The sequence below is a fragment of the Streptomyces sp. HUAS 15-9 genome, from assembly GCF_025642155.1.
In the GTDB taxonomy this organism is placed as follows: Bacteria; Actinomycetota; Actinomycetes; order Streptomycetales; family Streptomycetaceae; genus Streptomyces.
Window position 1 is genome coordinate 4,098,939 of sequence record NZ_CP106798.1, and the last position, 16,178, is coordinate 4,115,116.

Here is a 16,178-nt window from a genome sequence, read left to right on the forward strand (position 1 = left end):
TCTCTCATTCTCGGCATATCAAGGGATGGCACGCACGGCCCGGCTCGCCCTGCCCGCCGCGCCGGTCACCGCCGGTACCGGCCTTCTGGTGCTGCTGCACCGACTGGCCTGGTCGGCGGGTCAGGGCCTCGCCGACGGCACCCGTCTCAAGGCCCCCGGCTGCGTCGACGAGGCGAGCTGCGACGTCGCGTACGCCCGGCTCCACGCCGTCACCGCCCTGCTGACCGTGGCCGCGTTCCTCCTGCTCAGACGCCGGACCGCCACAGCGCGCACCCGCAGGGAGGCCACCGCATGAGCTACGCCGCCTTGCAGAGCCTGCCCCGGGCCGTCCTGCGCCTGCACCGGTCGGCCCTGCTCATCCGGGCCGCGTTCGTCGCCGGCACCGCGCGGCCGGCCTGGACACAGAGCGTCACCCCGGCCCGCTGACGGTGGCGTACGCCCTGTGCGCCCTGTACGCCCTCGCGGTCGGCACACTCGCCGCGCTGCTGCTGCGCCGCCGGGCCGTCCGCCACCTTCGGCGTCGTACGCCAACCCGGTCGGCGTAGATGCCCGGGAGCCGCTCCCACATATCCCGCACGCCATGTCTCCGTAACCATCGGTTCAGACGAACTTGCGACGCTCAGCCAATGAAGCCCGCCGTGCCAGAGCCTTCCCCGCCTCCCGAGGGGTCCGCGGGAAACGGGGCAGTCACGCTCCCACTCGCACGTTCCGACGCGCCCGTCTCGCTCGTGGCGCGGAACAATGGGTTTATGAGCCAGTCAGACACCCAGGCACAGGTCCAGCACGCGCAGCCCTCCGTGGGCTCCATAGCCGCGCACCGCCCGCATGCCGTGGCCGGCGCGGTCTCCGACCTGGAACCCGACATCGATGCCGACCTCGACGCGTACGAGGAGTCGAAGGTTGAAGGGGCCCAGTTGCCGCAGGGTCGTTTCCTCGACCGGGAGCGCAGCTGGCTCGCCTTCAACGAGCGGGTCCTCGAACTGGCCGAGGACCCGAATACGCCCCTTCTCGAACGGGCGAATTTCCTGGCGATCTTCGCCAGCAACCTGGACGAGTTCTTCATGGTCCGGGTGGCCGGTCTGAAGCGTCGTATCGCGACGGGCGTCGCCACCCGCTCCGCCTCCGGGCTCCAGCCCCGTGAAGTGCTGGAGATGATCTGGGCCCGCTCCCGCGAGCTCATGGCCCGGCACGCCGCCTGCTACCACGAGGACGTCGCCCCCGCCCTCGCGGAGGAGGGCATCCACCTGGTCCGCTGGAACGAGCTGACCGAGAAGGAGCAGGCGCGCCTCTTCACGCTCTTCAGACACCAGATCTTCCCGGTCCTCACGCCTCTCGCGGTCGACCCGGCGCACCCCTTCCCGTACATCTCCGGTCTGTCGCTGAACCTGGCCGTGGTCGTACGGAACCCGGTCAGCGGCCACAAGCACTTCGCCCGCGTGAAGGTGCCGCCGCTGCTGTCCCGCTTCCTGGAGGCCGCCCCCGGCCGGTACGTCCCCCTCGAGGACGTCATCGCCGCGCACCTGGAGGAGCTCTTCCCGGGCATGGAGGTGCTGGAGCACCACGCCTTCCGGCTCACCCGGAACGAGGACCTGGAGGTGGAGGAGGACGACGCCGAGAACCTGCTCCAGGCTCTGGAGAAGGAGCTCATGCGGCGCCGCTTCGGGCCGCCGGTGCGCCTGGAGGTAGAGGAGTCCATCGACCGCGAGGTGCTCGACCTGCTGGTGCGCGAGCTGAAGATCAGCGAGGCCGAGGTCTATCCGCTGCCCGGCCCGCTGGACCTCACGGGTCTGTTCCGCATCCATGGCCTGGACCGCCCCGAGCTGAAGTACCCGAAGTTCGTCGCGGGCACCCACCGCGACCTGGCGGAGGTCGAGTCGGCCTCGGCGCCCGACATATTCGCGGCGCTGCGCAGCCGGGACGTCCTGCTGCACCACCCGTACGACTCCTTCTCCACGTCCGTGCAGGCCTTCCTGGAGCAGGCGGCCGGCGACCCGGACGTCCTCGCGATCAAGCAGACCCTGTACCGGACCTCCGGCGACTCCCCGATCGTGGACGCGCTCATCGACGCCGCCGAGTCCGGCAAGCAGGTCCTCGTCCTGGTGGAGATCAAGGCCCGCTTCGACGAGCACGCCAACATCAAGTGGGCACGCAAGCTGGAGGAGGCCGGCTGCCACGTCGTGTACGGCCTGGTCGGTCTGAAGACCCACTGCAAGCTGTCCCTGGTGGTCCGTCAGGAGGGCGACACGCTGCGCCGGTACAGCCATGTCGGCACCGGCAACTACCACCCGAAGACGGCCCGGCTCTACGAGGACCTGGGCGTGCTGACGGCGGACCCGCAGGTCGGCGCGGACCTGTCCGACCTGTTCAACCGGCTGTCGGGCTACTCGCGCCGGGAGACGTACCGCCGTCTGCTGGTCGCGCCCAAGTCCCTGCGCGACGGCCTGATCTCGCGGATCAACAAGGAGGTCCAGCACCACCGTGCGGGCCGTCCGGCGTTCATCCGCATCAAGGTCAACTCGATCGTCGACGAGGCGCTCATCGACTCGCTCTACCGCGCGTCGCAGGCGGGTGTGCCGGTCGACGTGTGGGTGCGCGGCATCTGCGCGGTGCGCCCGGGCGTCCCCGGCCTGTCCGAGAACATGCGCGTACGGTCCATCCTCGGCCGCTTCCTGGAGCACTCAAGGATCTTCGCCTTCGGCAATGGCGGCGAGCCCGAAGTGTGGATCGGCAGCGCGGACATGATGCACCGCAACCTCGACCGCCGGATAGAGGCCCTGGTACGGGTCACCGACCCGGCCCACCGGGCGGCCCTGAACCGACTGCTCGACACCGGCATGTCCGACACCACGTCCTCCTGGCACCTCGGCCCGGACGGCGACTGGACCCGGCACGCGACCGACGCGGACGGCCAGCCCCTGCGCAACGTCCAGGAGATGCTCATAGACGCCCGGAGGCGCCGGCGTGGCACAGCAACACCTTGACCCGACGGACCCCACGGCCGGGGTGTCCCCCAAGCTCTCGACCGCGCTCGGGCAGGGAGGGGCCCCCAACGGGGACGCGCTCGCGAGCTATCTGCGCGCCCGGGCCACGGAGTTCCTGCGTGCCCTGCGGCTGCACCGGGAGACCGGAGCCGCCGCGACCGCGGAGGAGACCGTCGACGCGGCACGCGCCCTGCGCCGCTCGGCCCGCCGCATCAGCGGCAGCCTGCACACCTTCCGCCCGCTCCTCGATTCCGACTGGTCCGAGGAGATGCGCCCCGAACTGGCCTGGCTCTCGGGGACGTTGGGGCTCGAGCACGCCTACGAGGCCCGGCTGGAGCGGCTGCTGCTCGCGCTGCACCGGCTGTCGGGGTCGACGGCGTTCCCCGCACAGACCGTCGCCCCGACCTCTCCGGGCGCGAGCGTCCGTGGCGTCCCGGGCACGGCCGTCCCGGAACGCGGCAACCTCACCGTGGGCGCCGCGAAGGCCGGTGCCCTGCTCGAACGCCAGCTCACCCTTGCCCGGACCCGCGCCCACTCCACGGCCCTGCAGGCCCTCGGCTCCTCCCGCTTCCACGCGGTCGCCGACAAGGTCGCCGTACTCGCCAGCGAGGTCCCGCTCACCCCCGCGGCGGCCACCACCGATCTGCGCCCGGCGGCCGCCGCGGCCGAGGAGCGGCTCACCGCCGCGATCGCCGGTCTGCCCCTGGTCACCGCCGGCCATCCGTACAACGCGGAGGCCCTGATCCACGGCCTGTCCCCGGACCTGTCCCCGCACCCCCAGGACGGCCCCTGGCACCAGGTCCGCCTGCTGCTGCGGCTGCACCGCTACGCCCGCGAGGTCCTCCTCGGGCCCGGTGCGCCCGTGGACGTACGGCTCCTCGCGGCGGGCCAGGCCCTGAACCGGCACCGGGACGCCTCGGAGGCGGCCGCGGCGGCGGCCCAGGCGGCGCGCACCCCGCGCATCGCCCCGGCGACGGCCTACGCCCTCGGTGTGCTGCACGCCGACCAGCGGCACGAGGTGGAGGCGGCGCGGTTCGCGTTCCAGCAGTCGTGGCAGAAACAGGTGGTCAGCGCACCCTGACCCTCCCGAGGAGGCGGTGAGAGCACCGGTGACGCACGCGAAGGAAACCCTCGTCCAGGCCGCGGGCTGCGTTCTGTGGCGCCGCTCTCCGGTGGACGGCGACCTGGAGGTCTGTCTCGTCCACCGGCCCAAGTACGACGACTGGTCCCACCCCAAGGGCAAGCTCAAGCGCGGCGAGGACCCGAGGGCCGGTGCGCTGCGCGAGGTCGCGGAGGAGACCGGCTACGGCGCCGTGCTCGGAGCCGAGCTGCCCACCCTGCGCTATCTGGCCAACGGCCGCCCCAAACAGGTCCGTTACTGGGCGGCGGAGGCCGGCTCCGGGCGCTTCGTCCCGAACGACGAGGTGGACCGCATCCTGTGGCTCTCCCCCGTCGCGGCCCGCGGCCGTCTGACCCAGCCGCGCGACCGGGACCTGGTCGATGTGCTGCTGCGGCAGTTCGAACACACGTAGAACACGCCTGGAGCCCGTAGCGGTCAGCGGTCCCTTGCGTGACCTTCCGCGTCCGTCCGGGCCTGGCTTCTGGCCCGGCGGGCCGGGCCACGCCAGCCGCAGGTGCAGCGGGCCACGCAGAAGCGGCCCTGTTCGTAGGTCGTCGTGTGGTGTTCCTGCCCCTGTCGGACCCGATCCGGACCGTCCTGCTGTGTCACGGCGACAACGTTACCGGCCTGAGGGTAAAGCGCTCCCATGCCCGCGGTACGCCCTCTGCAGCGCGTGACGGCGGGCCCCTGCTCGTCGTTAGCCGAAGCGACAGGGGGCCCGTGACGGACGTACCGGCTGGGGGTAGGCAGGCGATGGATCGGCGGCAGCACAGGCGCTCGAAAGGCGCGGTCGTCGCGGCGGGGATCACACTCGTGCTGGGTGTGTGCGGGACGGGGTGTTCCGTGAGCGGGGTCGCCGCCGAGGACGTGCGCGACGCGGTGGATCCGGTCGTCGCGCTGCACCGCGCCGCCGATCTGCTGCGCGAGGCGGGCAGCTCGAAGGCGAGCACGTCGATGGAGATGGCCACCGGCGGCACCCGGGTCACCATCCGCGGCAAGGGCGTGTACGACTACCGCAGACAGCTCGGCCGGCTCACCGTGCAGCTGCCGCAGGACCCGGCAGGGACGGTGGAGCACCGGCCCATCACGGAGCTCCTCGCCCCGGGCGCGCTGTTCATGAAGAACCGGGGCGCCGGGGTGCCCGCCGACAAATGGGTCCGGGTCGAGACCGCGACGCTGTCCGACGGCAACCTGGTGACGGGCGGGGCGACGGATCCGTACGCGGCCGCGGAGCTGCTGCGCGGGACGCGCACGGCGACCTTCGTGGGACGGACCGAGGTGGGCGGGACCCCGGTGCGGCACTTCCGCGGCACCGCCGATCTCGGCAAGGCGGCCGGCACGGCCTCGGCGGGCAACCGGGACGCCCTGGCAGCGGCGGCGAAAGGGTTCGCCACGGCCCGTGTGCCGTTCGACGCCTACCTCGACGACCAGGGCCGTATCCGCAAGCTCAGAGAGCACTTCAGCTTTGTCAACGGGGAGCAGAAGGCCGCCGTGGCGGTCGCCTCGACGACACTGCTGTACGACTTCGGGGCCCCCGCGGACGTACGGCTGCCACGCGAGAAGGACATCTACGCGGGCCGTATCGCAGAAAACCAGCCAAAGAACTAGCCGGTAACCATCTCGCGAACTAGCCCGTCCGTGCCATGCGCGGTGTGTAGACCACTGCCTACTCTAGGAATTCGGTGACGGCAGAGAAGAGGTGATGCACGTGGCTCCGGTCGGCGGTACGGCAGTTCAGGACCACGTGGCCCTCGCCGAGATCGAGCTGTGCGGAGACCTGATCATCGCGGCCTCGGCCGCCCACGAGGACCGGCTCAGCCTTGAGAGCATCGACGAGGTGCTGAAAGTGGCCCAGGAGCGTGACACCTCCGGCGAGTAGGCCGGGTGTCCCACGGGCGGGTGGGGGGACCGCCCGCCCCGTGACTCCTCCTGTCCCCTGCTTGTCCTGTACGACTTGTCGTGTACGCGGTCAGGTGCGCAGCAGGCGTCCGATCGCCTTGGTCGCCTCGTCCACCTTCGCGTCGATCTCGTCTCCGCCCTTGACGGCCGCGTCCGCGACGCAGTGCCGCAGATGCTCCTCCAGGAGCTGCAGCGCGAAGGACTGCAGGGCCTTGGTGGAGGCGGACACCTGCGTGAGTATGTCGATGCAGTAGACGTCCTCGTCGACCATGCGCTGCAGCCCGCGGATCTGCCCCTCGATCCGGCGCAGCCGCTTGAGGTGCTCGTCCTTCTGCTTGTGGTACCCGTGCGTCGCGCCTTGGTGCTCACCCTCGGAGGGCGCCGTGGCGCCGGCCTCGGTGGTCGTCATCGCGTCCTCCAGACATATACCCCTAGTGGGTATATGGTAACGAACTTTGCTGGGTATAGGGCCCTTGGTACGCCCCCCTGATGATCGATCTGTCCGATGGGCGACACTGGAGGACGGCCCGATAGCCGTGGCCGGATGTTGCCCCTAGCATCAGCCTGACCGAAACCGAAGCACCCCGAGGATCCCACGTGCGCTTTCGTCTGACCCCCAGGGAGACGAGCTTCTACGACATGTTCGCCGCGTCCGCGGACAACATCGTCACCGGCTCGAAACTCCTGATGGAACTGCTCGGGGCGGACGCTTCCGCCCGGGCCGAGATCGCAGAGCGTATGCGGGCAGCGGAACACGCGGGTGACGACGCCACGCACGCGATCTTCCACCAGCTGAACTCCTCGTTCATCACGCCGTTCGACCGTGAGGACATCTACTCGCTGGCGTCCTCCCTCGACGACATCATGGACTTCATGGAGGAGGCCGTCGACCTGGTCGTCCTCTACAACATCGAGGAACTGCCGAAGGGCGTAGAGCAGCAGATCGAGGTGCTGGCACGGGCGGCCGAGCTGACCGCCGAGGCCATGCCGCACCTGCGCACCCTGGACAACCTCACCGAGTACTGGATCGAGGTCAACCGCCTGGAGAACCAGGCGGACCAGATCCACAGAAAGCTTCTTGCACACCTCTTCAACGGCAAGTACGACGCGATCGAGGTCCTGAAGCTCAAGCAGATCGTGGATGTGCTCGAGGAAGCGGCGGACGCCTTCGAGCACGTGGCGAACACGGTGGAGACCATCGCCGTCAAGGAGTCCTGAGCCGTCGATGGACACCTTCGCTCTGGTCGTGACCATCGCGGTCGCGCTCTTCTTCACCTACACCAACGGCTTCCACGATTCCGCGAACGCGATCGCCACGTCCGTGTCGACGCGCGCGCTGACGCCGCGGGCCGCGCTGGCGATGGCCGCGGTCATGAACCTCGCCGGTGCCTTCCTGGGCTCCGGAGTCGCCAAGACCGTCAGCGAGGGGCTGATCGAGACGCCCGAGGGCGGCAGGGGGATGGGCATCCTCTTCGCCGCGCTGCTCGGTGCGATCACGTGGAACCTGATCACCTGGTACTTCGGCCTGCCGTCCTCCTCCTCGCACGCGCTGTTCGGCGGCCTGGTGGGCGCGGCGCTCGCGGGCGGCACGACCGTGCTGTGGAACGGGGTGCTCGACAAGGTCGTCATCCCGATGTTCCTGTCGCCGGTCGTCGGTCTCATCGTCGGCTATCTGGTCATGACGGCGATCATGTGGATCTTCCGGCGGGCCAACCCGCACAAGGCCAAGCGTGGCTTCCGGATAGCGCAGACGGTGTCCGCGGCCGGCATGGCGCTGGGACACGGTCTGCAGGACGCGCAGAAGACCATGGGTGTCGTGGTGATGGCCCTGGTCATCTCCGGCCACGAGACCTACGGCGATCCGATCCCGGTGTGGGTGAAGATCGTCTGCGCCGTGATGCTGTCGCTCGGTACGTACGCGGGTGGCTGGCGCATCATGCGGACGCTGGGGCGGAAGATCATCGAACTGGATCCGCCGCAGGGGTTCGCGGCGGAGACGACCGGTGCGTCGATCATGTTCACCACGGCGTTCCTCTTCAAGGCGCCGATCTCCACGACCCATGTCATCACCTCGGCCATCATGGGCGTCGGGGCGACGAAGCGGGTGAATGCCGTGCGGTGGGGTGTGGCCAAGAACATCGTGATGGGGTGGTTCATCACGATGCCGGCCGCAGCGCTGGTCGCTGCGCTGGCCTACGCCGTTGTGAAGCTGGCGTTTCTGTAGGGGCGGGGGGTCCGTCCCCGGGGCTCCATCTCCCACCCGCCCGCCCGTCTCGGTCGGCCGAATAGTGGCCCCACGGGCCGCTGTCGCAGGGCCTACTCACCAGCCGACGGAGCCGCCGTAGCTGGGGGCTGGGGCGGAGCCCCAGCGGTCGCACCCGGTGTGAAAGAGGAACGGGCCCGCCCCCGGGAGCCAGGGGCGGGCCCTTTTCCGTCCTCGCGGTGGCACCGCCATGCAGCACCGCGAGGGGTCTATACCGGCGTCGGCCTAGCCGAAGCGACCGGAGATGTAGTCCTCCGTGGCCTGGACGGACGGGTTGGAGAAGATCCGCTCCGTGTCGTCGATCTCGATCAGCCGGCCGGGCTGGCCAACGGCGGCGAGGTTGAAGAACGCCGTACGGTCGGAGACCCGCGCCGCCTGCTGCATGTTGTGCGTCACGATGACGATCGTGAAGCGCTCCTTCAGCTCACCGATCAGGTCCTCGATGGCGAGGGTGGAGATCGGGTCCAGGGCCGAGCAGGGCTCGTCCATGAGCAGAACCTTCGGCTCCACCGCGATCGCCCGGGCGATGCACAGACGCTGCTGCTGACCACCGGACAGGCCCGAGCCGGGCTTGTTGAGGCGGTCCTTGACCTCGTTCCAGAGGTTCGCGCCCTTGAGCGACTTCTCGACGATGTCGCTGAGCTCGCTCTTCTTGTAGCTGCCGTTCAGCCGCAGCCCCGCCGCCACGTTGTCGAAGATCGACATCGTCGGGAAGGGGTTCGGGCGCTGGAACACCATGCCCACCTCGCGGCGGACCGACACCGGGTCGATACCGACGCCGTACAGGTCCTCGTCGTCGAGCAGGACCTTGCCCTCGACCCGGCCACCGGGGGTGACCTCGTGCATACGGTTCAGCGTGCGCAGGAACGTCGACTTGCCGCAGCCGGAGGGGCCGATGAAGGCCGTCACCGAGCGAGGCTCGACGGTCATCGAGATGTCTTCGATCGCCTTGTGGGAGCCGTAGTAGGCGGTGAGCCCGCTTACGTCGATTCGCTTGGCCATGTCTACTTCACTTCCAGAAATCAGTCGCTGAGGGCCCCGCCCGGCGGAGCCGGAAATCGTCGCCTTAGCGACCGGTCTTCGGGGCCTTCCAGCGCGCGATCGCGCGGGCCGCCAGGTTGAGGATCATCACGAAGGCGATCAGCGTCAGCGAGGCCGCCCAGGCCCGGTCGTACGCCGCACCGGAACCTGCGCTGTTCGCGAACTGCTGATAGATGTACAGCGGCAGCGACGCCTGCGCACCCTCGAAGGGGTCCGTGTTGATGAACGGGTTGCCGAACACCAGCAGCAGCACGGGCGCGGTCTCACCGGCGATACGGGCGACCGCCAGCATGATGCCGGTGGTGATGCCGCCGATGGAGGTCGGCAGGACCACCTTCAGGATGGTGCGCCACTTCGGGACGCCGAGCGCCAGGGATGCCTCGCGCAGCTCGTTCGGTACGAGCTTGAGCATCTCCTCGGTGGAGCGGACCACGACGGGCATCATCAGGATGGCCAGGGCGAGGGAGCCGGCGAAGCCGAAGGGACCCATGTCCCACATCAGCATCAGGCTGAGGATGAACAGACCGGCGACGATCGACGGGATACCCGTCATCACGTCGACGAAGAAGGTGACGGCCGCGGCGAGCTTCCCGCGTCCGTACTCGACCAGGTAGATCGCGGTCATCACACCGATCGGGGCGCCGATCAGGGTGGCCAGGCCGACCTGTTCGAGGCTGCCGATGATGGCGTGGTAGATACCGCCGCCCGGCTCGGTGTCGGCGACCACACCCATGGAGTGGGTCAGGAAGTAGACGTCCAGCACCTTGATGCCGCGCGCGATGGTGACCCAGATCAGGGAGACCAGCGGGACGACGGCGAGGACGAAGGCGACCCAGACGAGGCTGGTCGCGATGCGGTCCTTGGCCTGGCGGCGGCCCTCGACGCGGGCGGCGATGCCGTACGTGCCGAGGACGAAGAGGAGCGCGGCGATCACACCCCACTGGATCTTGCTGTCCAGGCCGGCGGCCAGGGCGATGCCGATCCCGAGGGCGATGGAGCCGCCCGCGATCGCCCACGGCGACCACTTGGGGAGGCTGGCGCCACGCAGCGTGCTGGGGCGCTTGTCGCTGACGACGGCTGCGTGGCTCATGCGTTGGCCCCCGAGTACTCCGCGCGGCGGGCGATGATGAGGCGGGCCGCGCCGTTGACCAGCAGGGTGATGACGAACAGGACCAGACCGGAGGCGATGAGCGCGTCACGGCCGAACTGCGTCGCCTCGCTGAACTTGCTGGCGATGTTCTGGGCGAAGGTGCCGCCGCCCGGGTTGAGCAGGCTCGCGTGGATGATGAAGTCCGGGGAGAGCACGGTGGCGACGGCCATCGTCTCGCCGAGCGCGCGGCCGAGGCCGAGCATCGAGGCGGAGATCACGCCGGAGCGGCCGAAGGGCAGCACCGACATGCGGATGACCTCCCAGCGCGTGGCGCCGAGGGCCAGGGCCGCTTCCTCGTGCATCTGCGGGACCTGGCGGAAGACCTCACGGCTCACGTTGGTGATGATCGGCAGGATCATGATCGCGAGCAGGATGCCGACCGTGAGCATGGAGCGCGGGGCGCCCTCGTCCCAGGTGAAGAGCCCGGTCCAGCTGAAGTAGTCGTTGAGCCAGCCGAAGAGGCCGGTCATGTGCGGTACGAGGATCAGCGCGCCCCACAGGCCGTACACGATGGACGGCACCGCGGCGAGCAGGTCGATCACGTACGCGACGGGGCCGGCCAGCCTGCGCGGCGCGTAGTGCGTGATGAACAGCGCGATCGCGACCGCGACCGGCACCGCGATGAGCATGGCGATGATCGAGGAGACGACCGTACCGAAAGCCAGCACGGCGATACCGAAGACCGGCGGCTGGAGGTTGGTGGTCCACTCGGAGGTGGTGAGGAAGTTCGCGTGATCCTTGCTGATGGCGAGGGACGCACGGTAGGCGAGGAAGACCGCGATGGCGGCCATGATCACCAACAGGAAGATGCCCGACCCACGGGAGAGACCGAGGAAGATCCGGTCACCGGGTCGGGTGGCGCCACGGGAGACGCGCTTCTGCGCGCTCGCGGCCGGCTGTGGGGTGGGTGGAGGTGCGTCTTCAGTGTTCCGTGTAGTTATGTCCATCGGATTCTCCGGTCTGCGGAGCCATATGGGTTGTACGGCTCCTGGCGGCGGTGCACCGGACGGTGCGGTCCGGTCCCGGGAAGCCGGGACCGGACCGCACTCCTAGGTCAGCTCAGGCCCTCGATGGTGGTGCGGACCTTCGCGATGATCTCGTCGGGAACCGGCGCGTAGCCGATGCCCGAGAGAACCTTCTGGCCGTCCTCGCTCGCGATGTAGCGCAGGAACGCCTTGGTGGCCGGCAGGGTGTCGGCCTTGTTGCCCTTGTCACAGGCGATCTCGTAGGTGACCAGGGTGATCGGGTAGGCGCCCTCGGCCTTGGTCTTGTAGTCCAGCTTGAGCGAGAGGTCCTTGCCGGTGCCGACGACCTTCGCGGCGGCGATGTCGGCGGTGGCGCTCTCGGTGCTGGGGGCGACCGGCTTGCTGGCACCCGTGTTGATGGACACGGCCTTCACGCCGTCCGTGACGTAGGACAGCTCGAAGTAACCGATGGCACCGGCGGTCTGCTTCACCTGCTGGGCCACACCCGCGGACTGCGGGGCAGCCTGGCCGCCCTTGGCCTGCCAGGCCTTGCCACCCGAGTACTTCCAGTTGTCCGGGGTGGTGGCGATCAGGTACTTGGTGAAGTTGTCCGTGGTGCCGGACTCGTCCGAGCGGTGGAACGCCTGGATCTTGAGGTTGGGAAGCTTCACGCCGGGGTTCAGCTTCGCGATCGCCGAGTCGTTCCAGGTCTTGATCTTGCTGTCGAAGATCTTGGCGAGGGTCGGCGCGTCCAGAACCAGGTTGTCGACACCCGGGACGTTGTAACCGAGGGCGATCGGGCCGCCGACCATCGGGAGGTCGATGCCCTGGCCGCCGGAGCAGACCTTCTTGGAGGCGGTGACCTCTTCGGGCTTGAGCGCCGAGTCGGAACCGGCGAAGGCGACCTGGCCCTGGGTGAACGCCGTGACACCGGCGCCGGAGCCGCCACCCTTGTAGTTGATCTGGACGCCACAGGCCTGGGAGAACTCCTTCACCCAGGCGTCGATCGCGTTCTTCTGCGCGGAGGAGCCGTCGGCGAGCAGCTGGCCCTTGGCGTTGTCGCACTTGATCGAGCTGGGGCTCGTCGAGGACGAGGAGTTGTCCGTCGTCTTCTTGCCGGTGTCGTCGGAGCCGCACGCCGACAGGGCCAGGGCTCCGGAGACGGCGACAGCACCGAGGGAGATGGCGCGCAGCCGGTTCTTGCGCTGAAGCTTCACTTTCGGGAGTTCCTTCCTGGAGCCGCCACCGTCGGCGGCGTGCGAGGTCGTCGTGGGTGCGCGAGTTCCTGTCAGGGCCACTCTCCGCACCGCGTACGGCCGAAATTAGGCAGATCAGGTGAAGCCACCGATGGCCATAAGTGAACGGCGGGTGAACCCCTGCCGTCGGCCCGGTAAGGTCACGGAATGCTCACGGGGAGGGCACGCCAAGGTCCCGAAGGCCGGGTTGCGTCCAGTTGTCCGGTCGGCGCCCCGCCCGAGCGGCGCGCACGTGTATGCGAATGGTGCGCACGTGTATGCGAAGTCGGTGGAACCCTCGGTCCACCGGCTTCGTCTCGTTCCACGAAAGCCGACGAAAGGCACGGGTATGGAACGGCGCACGTTCATCTCAGGCGGCGCGGCCGCACTGACGGCGGCCGCGATAGCGGGGTGCAGCGGGGGCAAGTCGGCTGCCGGCCCCTCGACTGACACAGCCAATGTAGCCGATTCGTCCGCTACGTCCATATCCTCCGGTACGCAAGCCAAGACGGCCCATGCGGCGGCCGCCGCCAACTGGGCGGGCCTCTCCCGCGACCTCGACGGCCCGCTGATCCGCCCGGGAGACGCCTCCTGGGCGGCCGCCCACCAGCTGTACAACACCCGCTTCGACGGTCTGAAGCCCGCGGCGGTCGCCTATGTCGCGCACCCGGACGACATCCGCACGACGCTGGCCTACGCCAAGGCCCACGGCATCCAGGTGGCGATACGCAACGGCGGCCACTCCTATGCCGGTTGGTCCTCCGGCAACGGGCGCCTGATAGTCGACGTCTCGAAGCTGAACCGGATCCGCGTGAGCGGCGGCCAAGCGGTGGTCGGCGCCGGCTCCAAGCTGATCGACGTCTACCGCGCGCTCACCGCGAAGGGCGTGACCATCCCGGCGGGCTCCTGCCCCACGGTCGGCGTCTCCGGTCTGGTCCTCGGCGGCGGCCACGGTGTCGTCTCCCGCGCCTACGGCCTGACCTGCGACAGCCTGACCCAGGCCACCCTGATCACGGCGGACGGCAAGCAGCTCGTCGCGAACTCCACCACGAACAAGGACCTGTTCTGGGCCCTGCGCGGCGCCGGCAACGGAAACTTCGGCGTCGTCACGGAGCTTCAGTTCAGGACCCACCCCGCACCGCAGGCCGTCACCGGCTATCTGACCTGGCCGTGGGCGAAGGCCGCGGCGGTGATCAAGGCCTGGCAGGAGTGGGGCCCGAGCCAGCCGGACGAGATCTGGTCCTCCCTGCACCTGGCGAACTCGGCGGGCGGCACCCCGACCGTCTCGGTGGCGGCGTTCTCCCTCGGCACCTACGGCGAACTCCAGAACGCGGTGGACCGCCTGGCGCACCTGGTCGGCGCGAACGCGCGGAGCGTGTCGCTGCGCCGCCGCGGCTACGAGGAGGCGATGGAGATCTACGCGGGCTGCTCCTCCTTCTCCACGCAGGCCCAGTGCCATCTGCCCGGCTCCACCCCCGGCCGCTCCTCGCAGGGCGCGCTGGGCAGGGAGACGTACGCGGCCCGCTCGGACTTCTTCGACCGCTCCCTGTCCGCGGCCGGCATCCAGACGCTCCTCAAGCAGATACAGACGGTCCGGGGCGGCTCGGGCAGCATCGCCCTGACGGCCCTCGGCGGCGCGGTCAACCGTGTCTCCCCCACAGCGACGGCCTTCGTCCACCGCCGCTCGCGCATGCTGACCCAGTACATCGCCTCCTGGCGGACCGGCACCTCGGGCGGCACGGCCCAGTCCTGGCTGACGACGGCGCACGACGCGATGAAGCCGTACGCGTCCGGAGCGGCGTATCAGAACTACACGGACCCGACGCTGAAGGACTGGCGCAAGGCGTACTACGGGGACGCGGCAACGCGCCTGAAGCAGGTCAAGACGAAGTACGACCCGACCCGCTTCTTCACCTACCCGCAGAGCCTCTGACGAGTCCGCCCGCGCTGCCCGCTGCCGCTAGTAGGGCTTGGTCATCTTCACTCCTGAGTGGCGTGTCTGTTGCCTCGTGGGTGGCGTTGTCGTGGTGTGACACCTGAGGAGATGACCGAGGCCCGGGGGGACCTGGAGGCGTTCGCGGCGGAGTTGTTCGACGGGTTCTTCCGTGCGGACCAGCGGCGGTGGGGACAGGCGTATGTGCGAGGGCTGCTGCTGGACGGGCGGCGTAAGTCGGTGGAGCCGATGGCAGCCCGCCTCGGCGAGGACGGCAACCGGCAGGCGCTGGCGCACTTCATCACCTCCAGCCCGTGGGATCCGGCGCATGTGCGGGCCCGGCTGGCCTGGAGGATGCACGAGGCGATCGGTCCGGAGGCGCTGATCGTTGACGACACCGGCTTCCTCAAGGACGGGGACGCGTCTGCGTGTGTGTCGCGGCAGTACACCGGCACCGCGGGCAAGGTCACCAACTGCCAGGTGGGAGTGTCGCTGCACCTGGCCCGTGAGCAGGCCTCGGCCGCAGTGAACTGGCGGCTGTTCGTGCCCGCTTCATGGGATCCGGCCTCTGGACAGGCGGATGCGGCCAAGGTCGCCCGCCGCGGCCGTTGCGGCATCCCCGCCCAGGTGGGGCATGTGGAGAAGTGGCAGCTGGCCCTGGACATGATCGACGAAACCCGGTCGTGGGGCGTCGATGTCCCCTTGGTCGTGGCGGATGCCGGATACGGCGATGCCGCCGCCTTCCGTCTGGGGCTGGAGGAACGCAGCCTGCCCTATGCGGTCGGGATCTCCTGCCGCCACACCGCCCATCCGGCCGACGCCCGGCCCGTCCAGCCCCCCTACGCGGGCACCGGTACCACCGAAAGCGCAGTACCCCGACCCTGCGCAGACGGTGAAAGACCTGGTCATCGCGGTAAGCCGGGCGGCTGCACGGCCGGTTTCCTGGCGGGTAGGCTCCCGGCCGGGCACGGGCCGAAACGGCTTCAAGCGCATGTACTCGCGGTTCGTCGCCCTCAGGGTCCGGCCCGCCGGACGGGGCCTACGCAAGACCACGGACGCTCCCGAGCTGCCTGAACGCTGGCTGCTGGCCGAATGGCCCGCCACCGAGAGCGAGCCGGTGCAGTTCTGGCTGTCCAGCCTGCCCTCCGGCATGCCACTGGCCACCCTGGTGCGGCTGACCAAGCTGCGCTGGCGCATCGAGCACGACTACCGGGAGATGAAACAGGCCCTGGGACTTGCCCACTTCGAAGGCCGCACCTGGGGCGGCTGGCACCACCATGTCACCCTCGTCTCCGCCGCCCATGCCTTCTGCACCCTCAGGCGCATGGCTCGCGCCCCAAAAGACACAGCGGCGGTCTGAGTCTCTACCAGATCGTCCGTGAACTGCAGACACTCCTCGCCCTCTGGACCGGCGCCTGCCCCACCTGCCGCCGCGACATACCCGCACCGATAGCAAGATGACCAAGCCCTACTAGTGCTGCGACCGGAAAGGTTCACCGGCTCGCGACGCCCGGCACGGCACCTCGCCGCGTTGTCGCATCACCCGAGTACATCCAGTACGCGGATGATGCTCCGCCTTGCGATGCACCGC

At 69.3% G+C, this 16,178-nt stretch carries 17 protein-coding genes; 12 read left to right on the forward strand and 5 right to left on the reverse strand.

The annotated features are described in order from the left end of the window. The first annotated feature begins 25 nt into the window (after nt 1-25). The 7 genes from N8I87_RS18860 to N8I87_RS18890 all read left to right on the forward strand — a co-directional run bounded on the left by N8I87_RS18860 (nt 26) and on the right by N8I87_RS18890 (nt 5,980). Nucleotides 26-295 (forward strand): hypothetical protein, encoded by a 270-nt coding sequence (locus N8I87_RS18860; RefSeq protein ID WP_263210293.1) that lies wholly within the window; start codon nt 26-28, stop codon nt 293-295. Further along, entirely contained in the window at nt 292-426 is a 135-nt protein-coding gene (locus tag N8I87_RS18865) for a hypothetical protein (RefSeq protein ID WP_263210295.1), read from the forward strand. Before N8I87_RS18860 ends, N8I87_RS18865 begins: the two co-directional genes overlap by 4 nt. A 200-nt stretch (nt 427-626) precedes the next feature. After that, the gene (locus tag N8I87_RS18870) at nt 627-2,981 is read left to right on the forward strand and encodes an RNA degradosome polyphosphate kinase (protein ID WP_411577251.1); all 2,355 of its coding nucleotides are present in this window, start codon (nt 627-629) and stop codon (nt 2,979-2,981) included. Beyond that, nucleotides 2,962-4,062: a CHAD domain-containing protein gene (locus N8I87_RS18875; RefSeq protein ID WP_263210298.1), complete on the forward strand. Its 1,101-nt coding sequence runs from the start codon at nt 2,962-2,964 to the stop codon at nt 4,060-4,062. Before N8I87_RS18870 ends, N8I87_RS18875 begins: the two co-directional genes overlap by 20 nt. Before the next feature lie 16 nt (nt 4,063-4,078). Further along, nucleotides 4,079-4,513 (forward strand): NUDIX hydrolase, encoded by a 435-nt coding sequence (locus tag N8I87_RS18880; protein ID WP_411577252.1) that lies wholly within the window; start codon nt 4,079-4,081, stop codon nt 4,511-4,513. A gap of 341 nt (nt 4,514-4,854) precedes the next feature. Beyond that, a complete protein-coding gene (locus N8I87_RS18885) occupies nt 4,855-5,709 on the forward strand; it encodes an SCO4651 family lipoprotein (protein WP_263210299.1) in 855 nt (284 codons plus the stop codon). A 94-nt stretch (nt 5,710-5,803) separates the two neighbouring features. Then, nucleotides 5,804-5,980, forward strand: coding sequence for a hypothetical protein (locus N8I87_RS18890; protein WP_263210300.1), 177 nt, complete (start codon nt 5,804-5,806; stop codon nt 5,978-5,980). 90 nt (nt 5,981-6,070) lie between these two features. On the opposite strand, the gene N8I87_RS18895 is transcribed toward N8I87_RS18890, so the two are convergent. Then, nucleotides 6,071-6,409 (reverse strand): metal-sensitive transcriptional regulator, encoded by a 339-nt coding sequence (locus tag N8I87_RS18895; RefSeq protein ID WP_263210301.1) that lies wholly within the window; start codon nt 6,407-6,409, stop codon nt 6,071-6,073. A 188-nt stretch (nt 6,410-6,597) separates the two neighbouring features. Between N8I87_RS18895 and N8I87_RS18900 the strand changes: the two genes are divergently transcribed. Together N8I87_RS18900 and N8I87_RS18905 are read left to right on the forward strand one after the other, a co-directional pair. Then, on the forward strand, nt 6,598-7,218 hold the full coding sequence (locus N8I87_RS18900) for a DUF47 domain-containing protein (RefSeq protein ID WP_171110497.1): 621 nt from the start codon (nt 6,598-6,600) through the stop codon (nt 7,216-7,218). 7 nt (nt 7,219-7,225) lie between these two features. Continuing rightward, entirely contained in the window at nt 7,226-8,224 is a 999-nt protein-coding gene (locus tag N8I87_RS18905) for an inorganic phosphate transporter (protein ID WP_263210302.1), read from the forward strand. Between the two features lie 264 nt (nt 8,225-8,488). Here N8I87_RS18905 and pstB read toward each other — a convergent pair whose 3' ends face one another. The 4 genes from pstB to pstS all read right to left on the reverse strand — a co-directional run bounded on the left by pstB (nt 8,489) and on the right by pstS (nt 12,636). Further along, nucleotides 8,489-9,265 carry a phosphate ABC transporter ATP-binding protein PstB gene (gene pstB, locus N8I87_RS18910; protein WP_263210304.1) on the reverse strand — a complete coding sequence of 259 codons (777 nt, stop codon included), beginning with the start codon at nt 9,263-9,265 and terminating at the stop codon, nt 8,489-8,491. Nucleotides 9,266-9,329: 64 nt separating this feature from the next. After that, a complete protein-coding gene (gene pstA / locus N8I87_RS18915; RefSeq protein ID WP_263210305.1) occupies nt 9,330-10,394 on the reverse strand; it encodes a phosphate ABC transporter permease PstA in 1,065 nt (354 codons plus the stop codon). Next, the gene (pstC, locus tag N8I87_RS18920; protein ID WP_263210307.1) at nt 10,391-11,401 is read right to left on the reverse strand and encodes a phosphate ABC transporter permease subunit PstC; all 1,011 of its coding nucleotides are present in this window, start codon (nt 11,399-11,401) and stop codon (nt 10,391-10,393) included. Before pstC ends, pstA begins: the two co-directional genes overlap by 4 nt. A 107-nt stretch (nt 11,402-11,508) precedes the next feature. After that, nucleotides 11,509-12,636: a phosphate ABC transporter substrate-binding protein PstS gene (pstS, locus tag N8I87_RS18925; RefSeq protein WP_263210308.1), complete on the reverse strand. Its 1,128-nt coding sequence runs from the start codon at nt 12,634-12,636 to the stop codon at nt 11,509-11,511. A 367-nt stretch (nt 12,637-13,003) separates the two neighbouring features. Here pstS and N8I87_RS18930 point away from each other — a divergent pair, with 367 nt between their 5' ends. The 3 genes from N8I87_RS18930 (at nt 13,004) to N8I87_RS44740 (ending at nt 15,947) form a co-directional block, all read left to right on the forward strand. Then, nucleotides 13,004-14,587 (forward strand): FAD-binding oxidoreductase, encoded by a 1,584-nt coding sequence (locus N8I87_RS18930; protein WP_263210309.1) that lies wholly within the window; start codon nt 13,004-13,006, stop codon nt 14,585-14,587. Between the two features lie 111 nt (nt 14,588-14,698). Next, a complete protein-coding gene (locus tag N8I87_RS18935) occupies nt 14,699-15,661 on the forward strand; it encodes an IS701 family transposase (RefSeq protein ID WP_438829313.1) in 963 nt (320 codons plus the stop codon). Then, entirely contained in the window at nt 15,579-15,947 is a 369-nt protein-coding gene (locus tag N8I87_RS44740; RefSeq protein WP_411577196.1) for a transposase, read from the forward strand. The genes N8I87_RS18935 and N8I87_RS44740 overlap by 83 nt, the downstream gene beginning before the upstream one ends. The last annotated feature ends 231 nt before the right edge of the window (nt 15,948-16,178 follow it).

Coding starts and splice junctions, on each gene's coding strand:
- N8I87_RS18870 (WP_411577251.1), top strand. CDS start 627: ATGAAGCCCGCCGTGCCAGAGCCTTCCCCGCCTCCCGAGGGGTCCGCG.
- N8I87_RS44740 (WP_411577196.1), top strand. CDS start 15,579: ATGTACTCGCGGTTCGTCGCCCTCAGGGTCCGGCCCGCCGGACGGGGC.
- N8I87_RS18860 (WP_263210293.1), top strand. CDS start 26: ATGGCACGCACGGCCCGGCTCGCCCTGCCCGCCGCGCCGGTCACCGCC.
- N8I87_RS18935 (WP_438829313.1), top strand. CDS start 14,699: ATGACCGAGGCCCGGGGGGACCTGGAGGCGTTCGCGGCGGAGTTGTTC.
- pstB (WP_263210304.1), bottom strand. CDS start 9,265: ATGGCCAAGCGAATCGACGTAAGCGGGCTCACCGCCTACTACGGCTCC.
- pstC (WP_263210307.1), bottom strand. CDS start 11,401: ATGGACATAACTACACGGAACACTGAAGACGCACCTCCACCCACCCCA.
- N8I87_RS18890 (WP_263210300.1), top strand. CDS start 5,804: ATGCACGTGGCTCCGGTCGGCGGTACGGCAGTTCAGGACCACGTGGCC.
- N8I87_RS18865 (WP_263210295.1), top strand. CDS start 292: ATGAGCTACGCCGCCTTGCAGAGCCTGCCCCGGGCCGTCCTGCGCCTG.
- pstA (WP_263210305.1), bottom strand. CDS start 10,394: ATGAGCCACGCAGCCGTCGTCAGCGACAAGCGCCCCAGCACGCTGCGT.
- N8I87_RS18930 (WP_263210309.1), top strand. CDS start 13,004: ATGGAACGGCGCACGTTCATCTCAGGCGGCGCGGCCGCACTGACGGCG.
- N8I87_RS18895 (WP_263210301.1), bottom strand. CDS start 6,409: ATGACGACCACCGAGGCCGGCGCCACGGCGCCCTCCGAGGGTGAGCAC.
- N8I87_RS18905 (WP_263210302.1), top strand. CDS start 7,226: ATGGACACCTTCGCTCTGGTCGTGACCATCGCGGTCGCGCTCTTCTTC.
- N8I87_RS18885 (WP_263210299.1), top strand. CDS start 4,855: ATGGATCGGCGGCAGCACAGGCGCTCGAAAGGCGCGGTCGTCGCGGCG.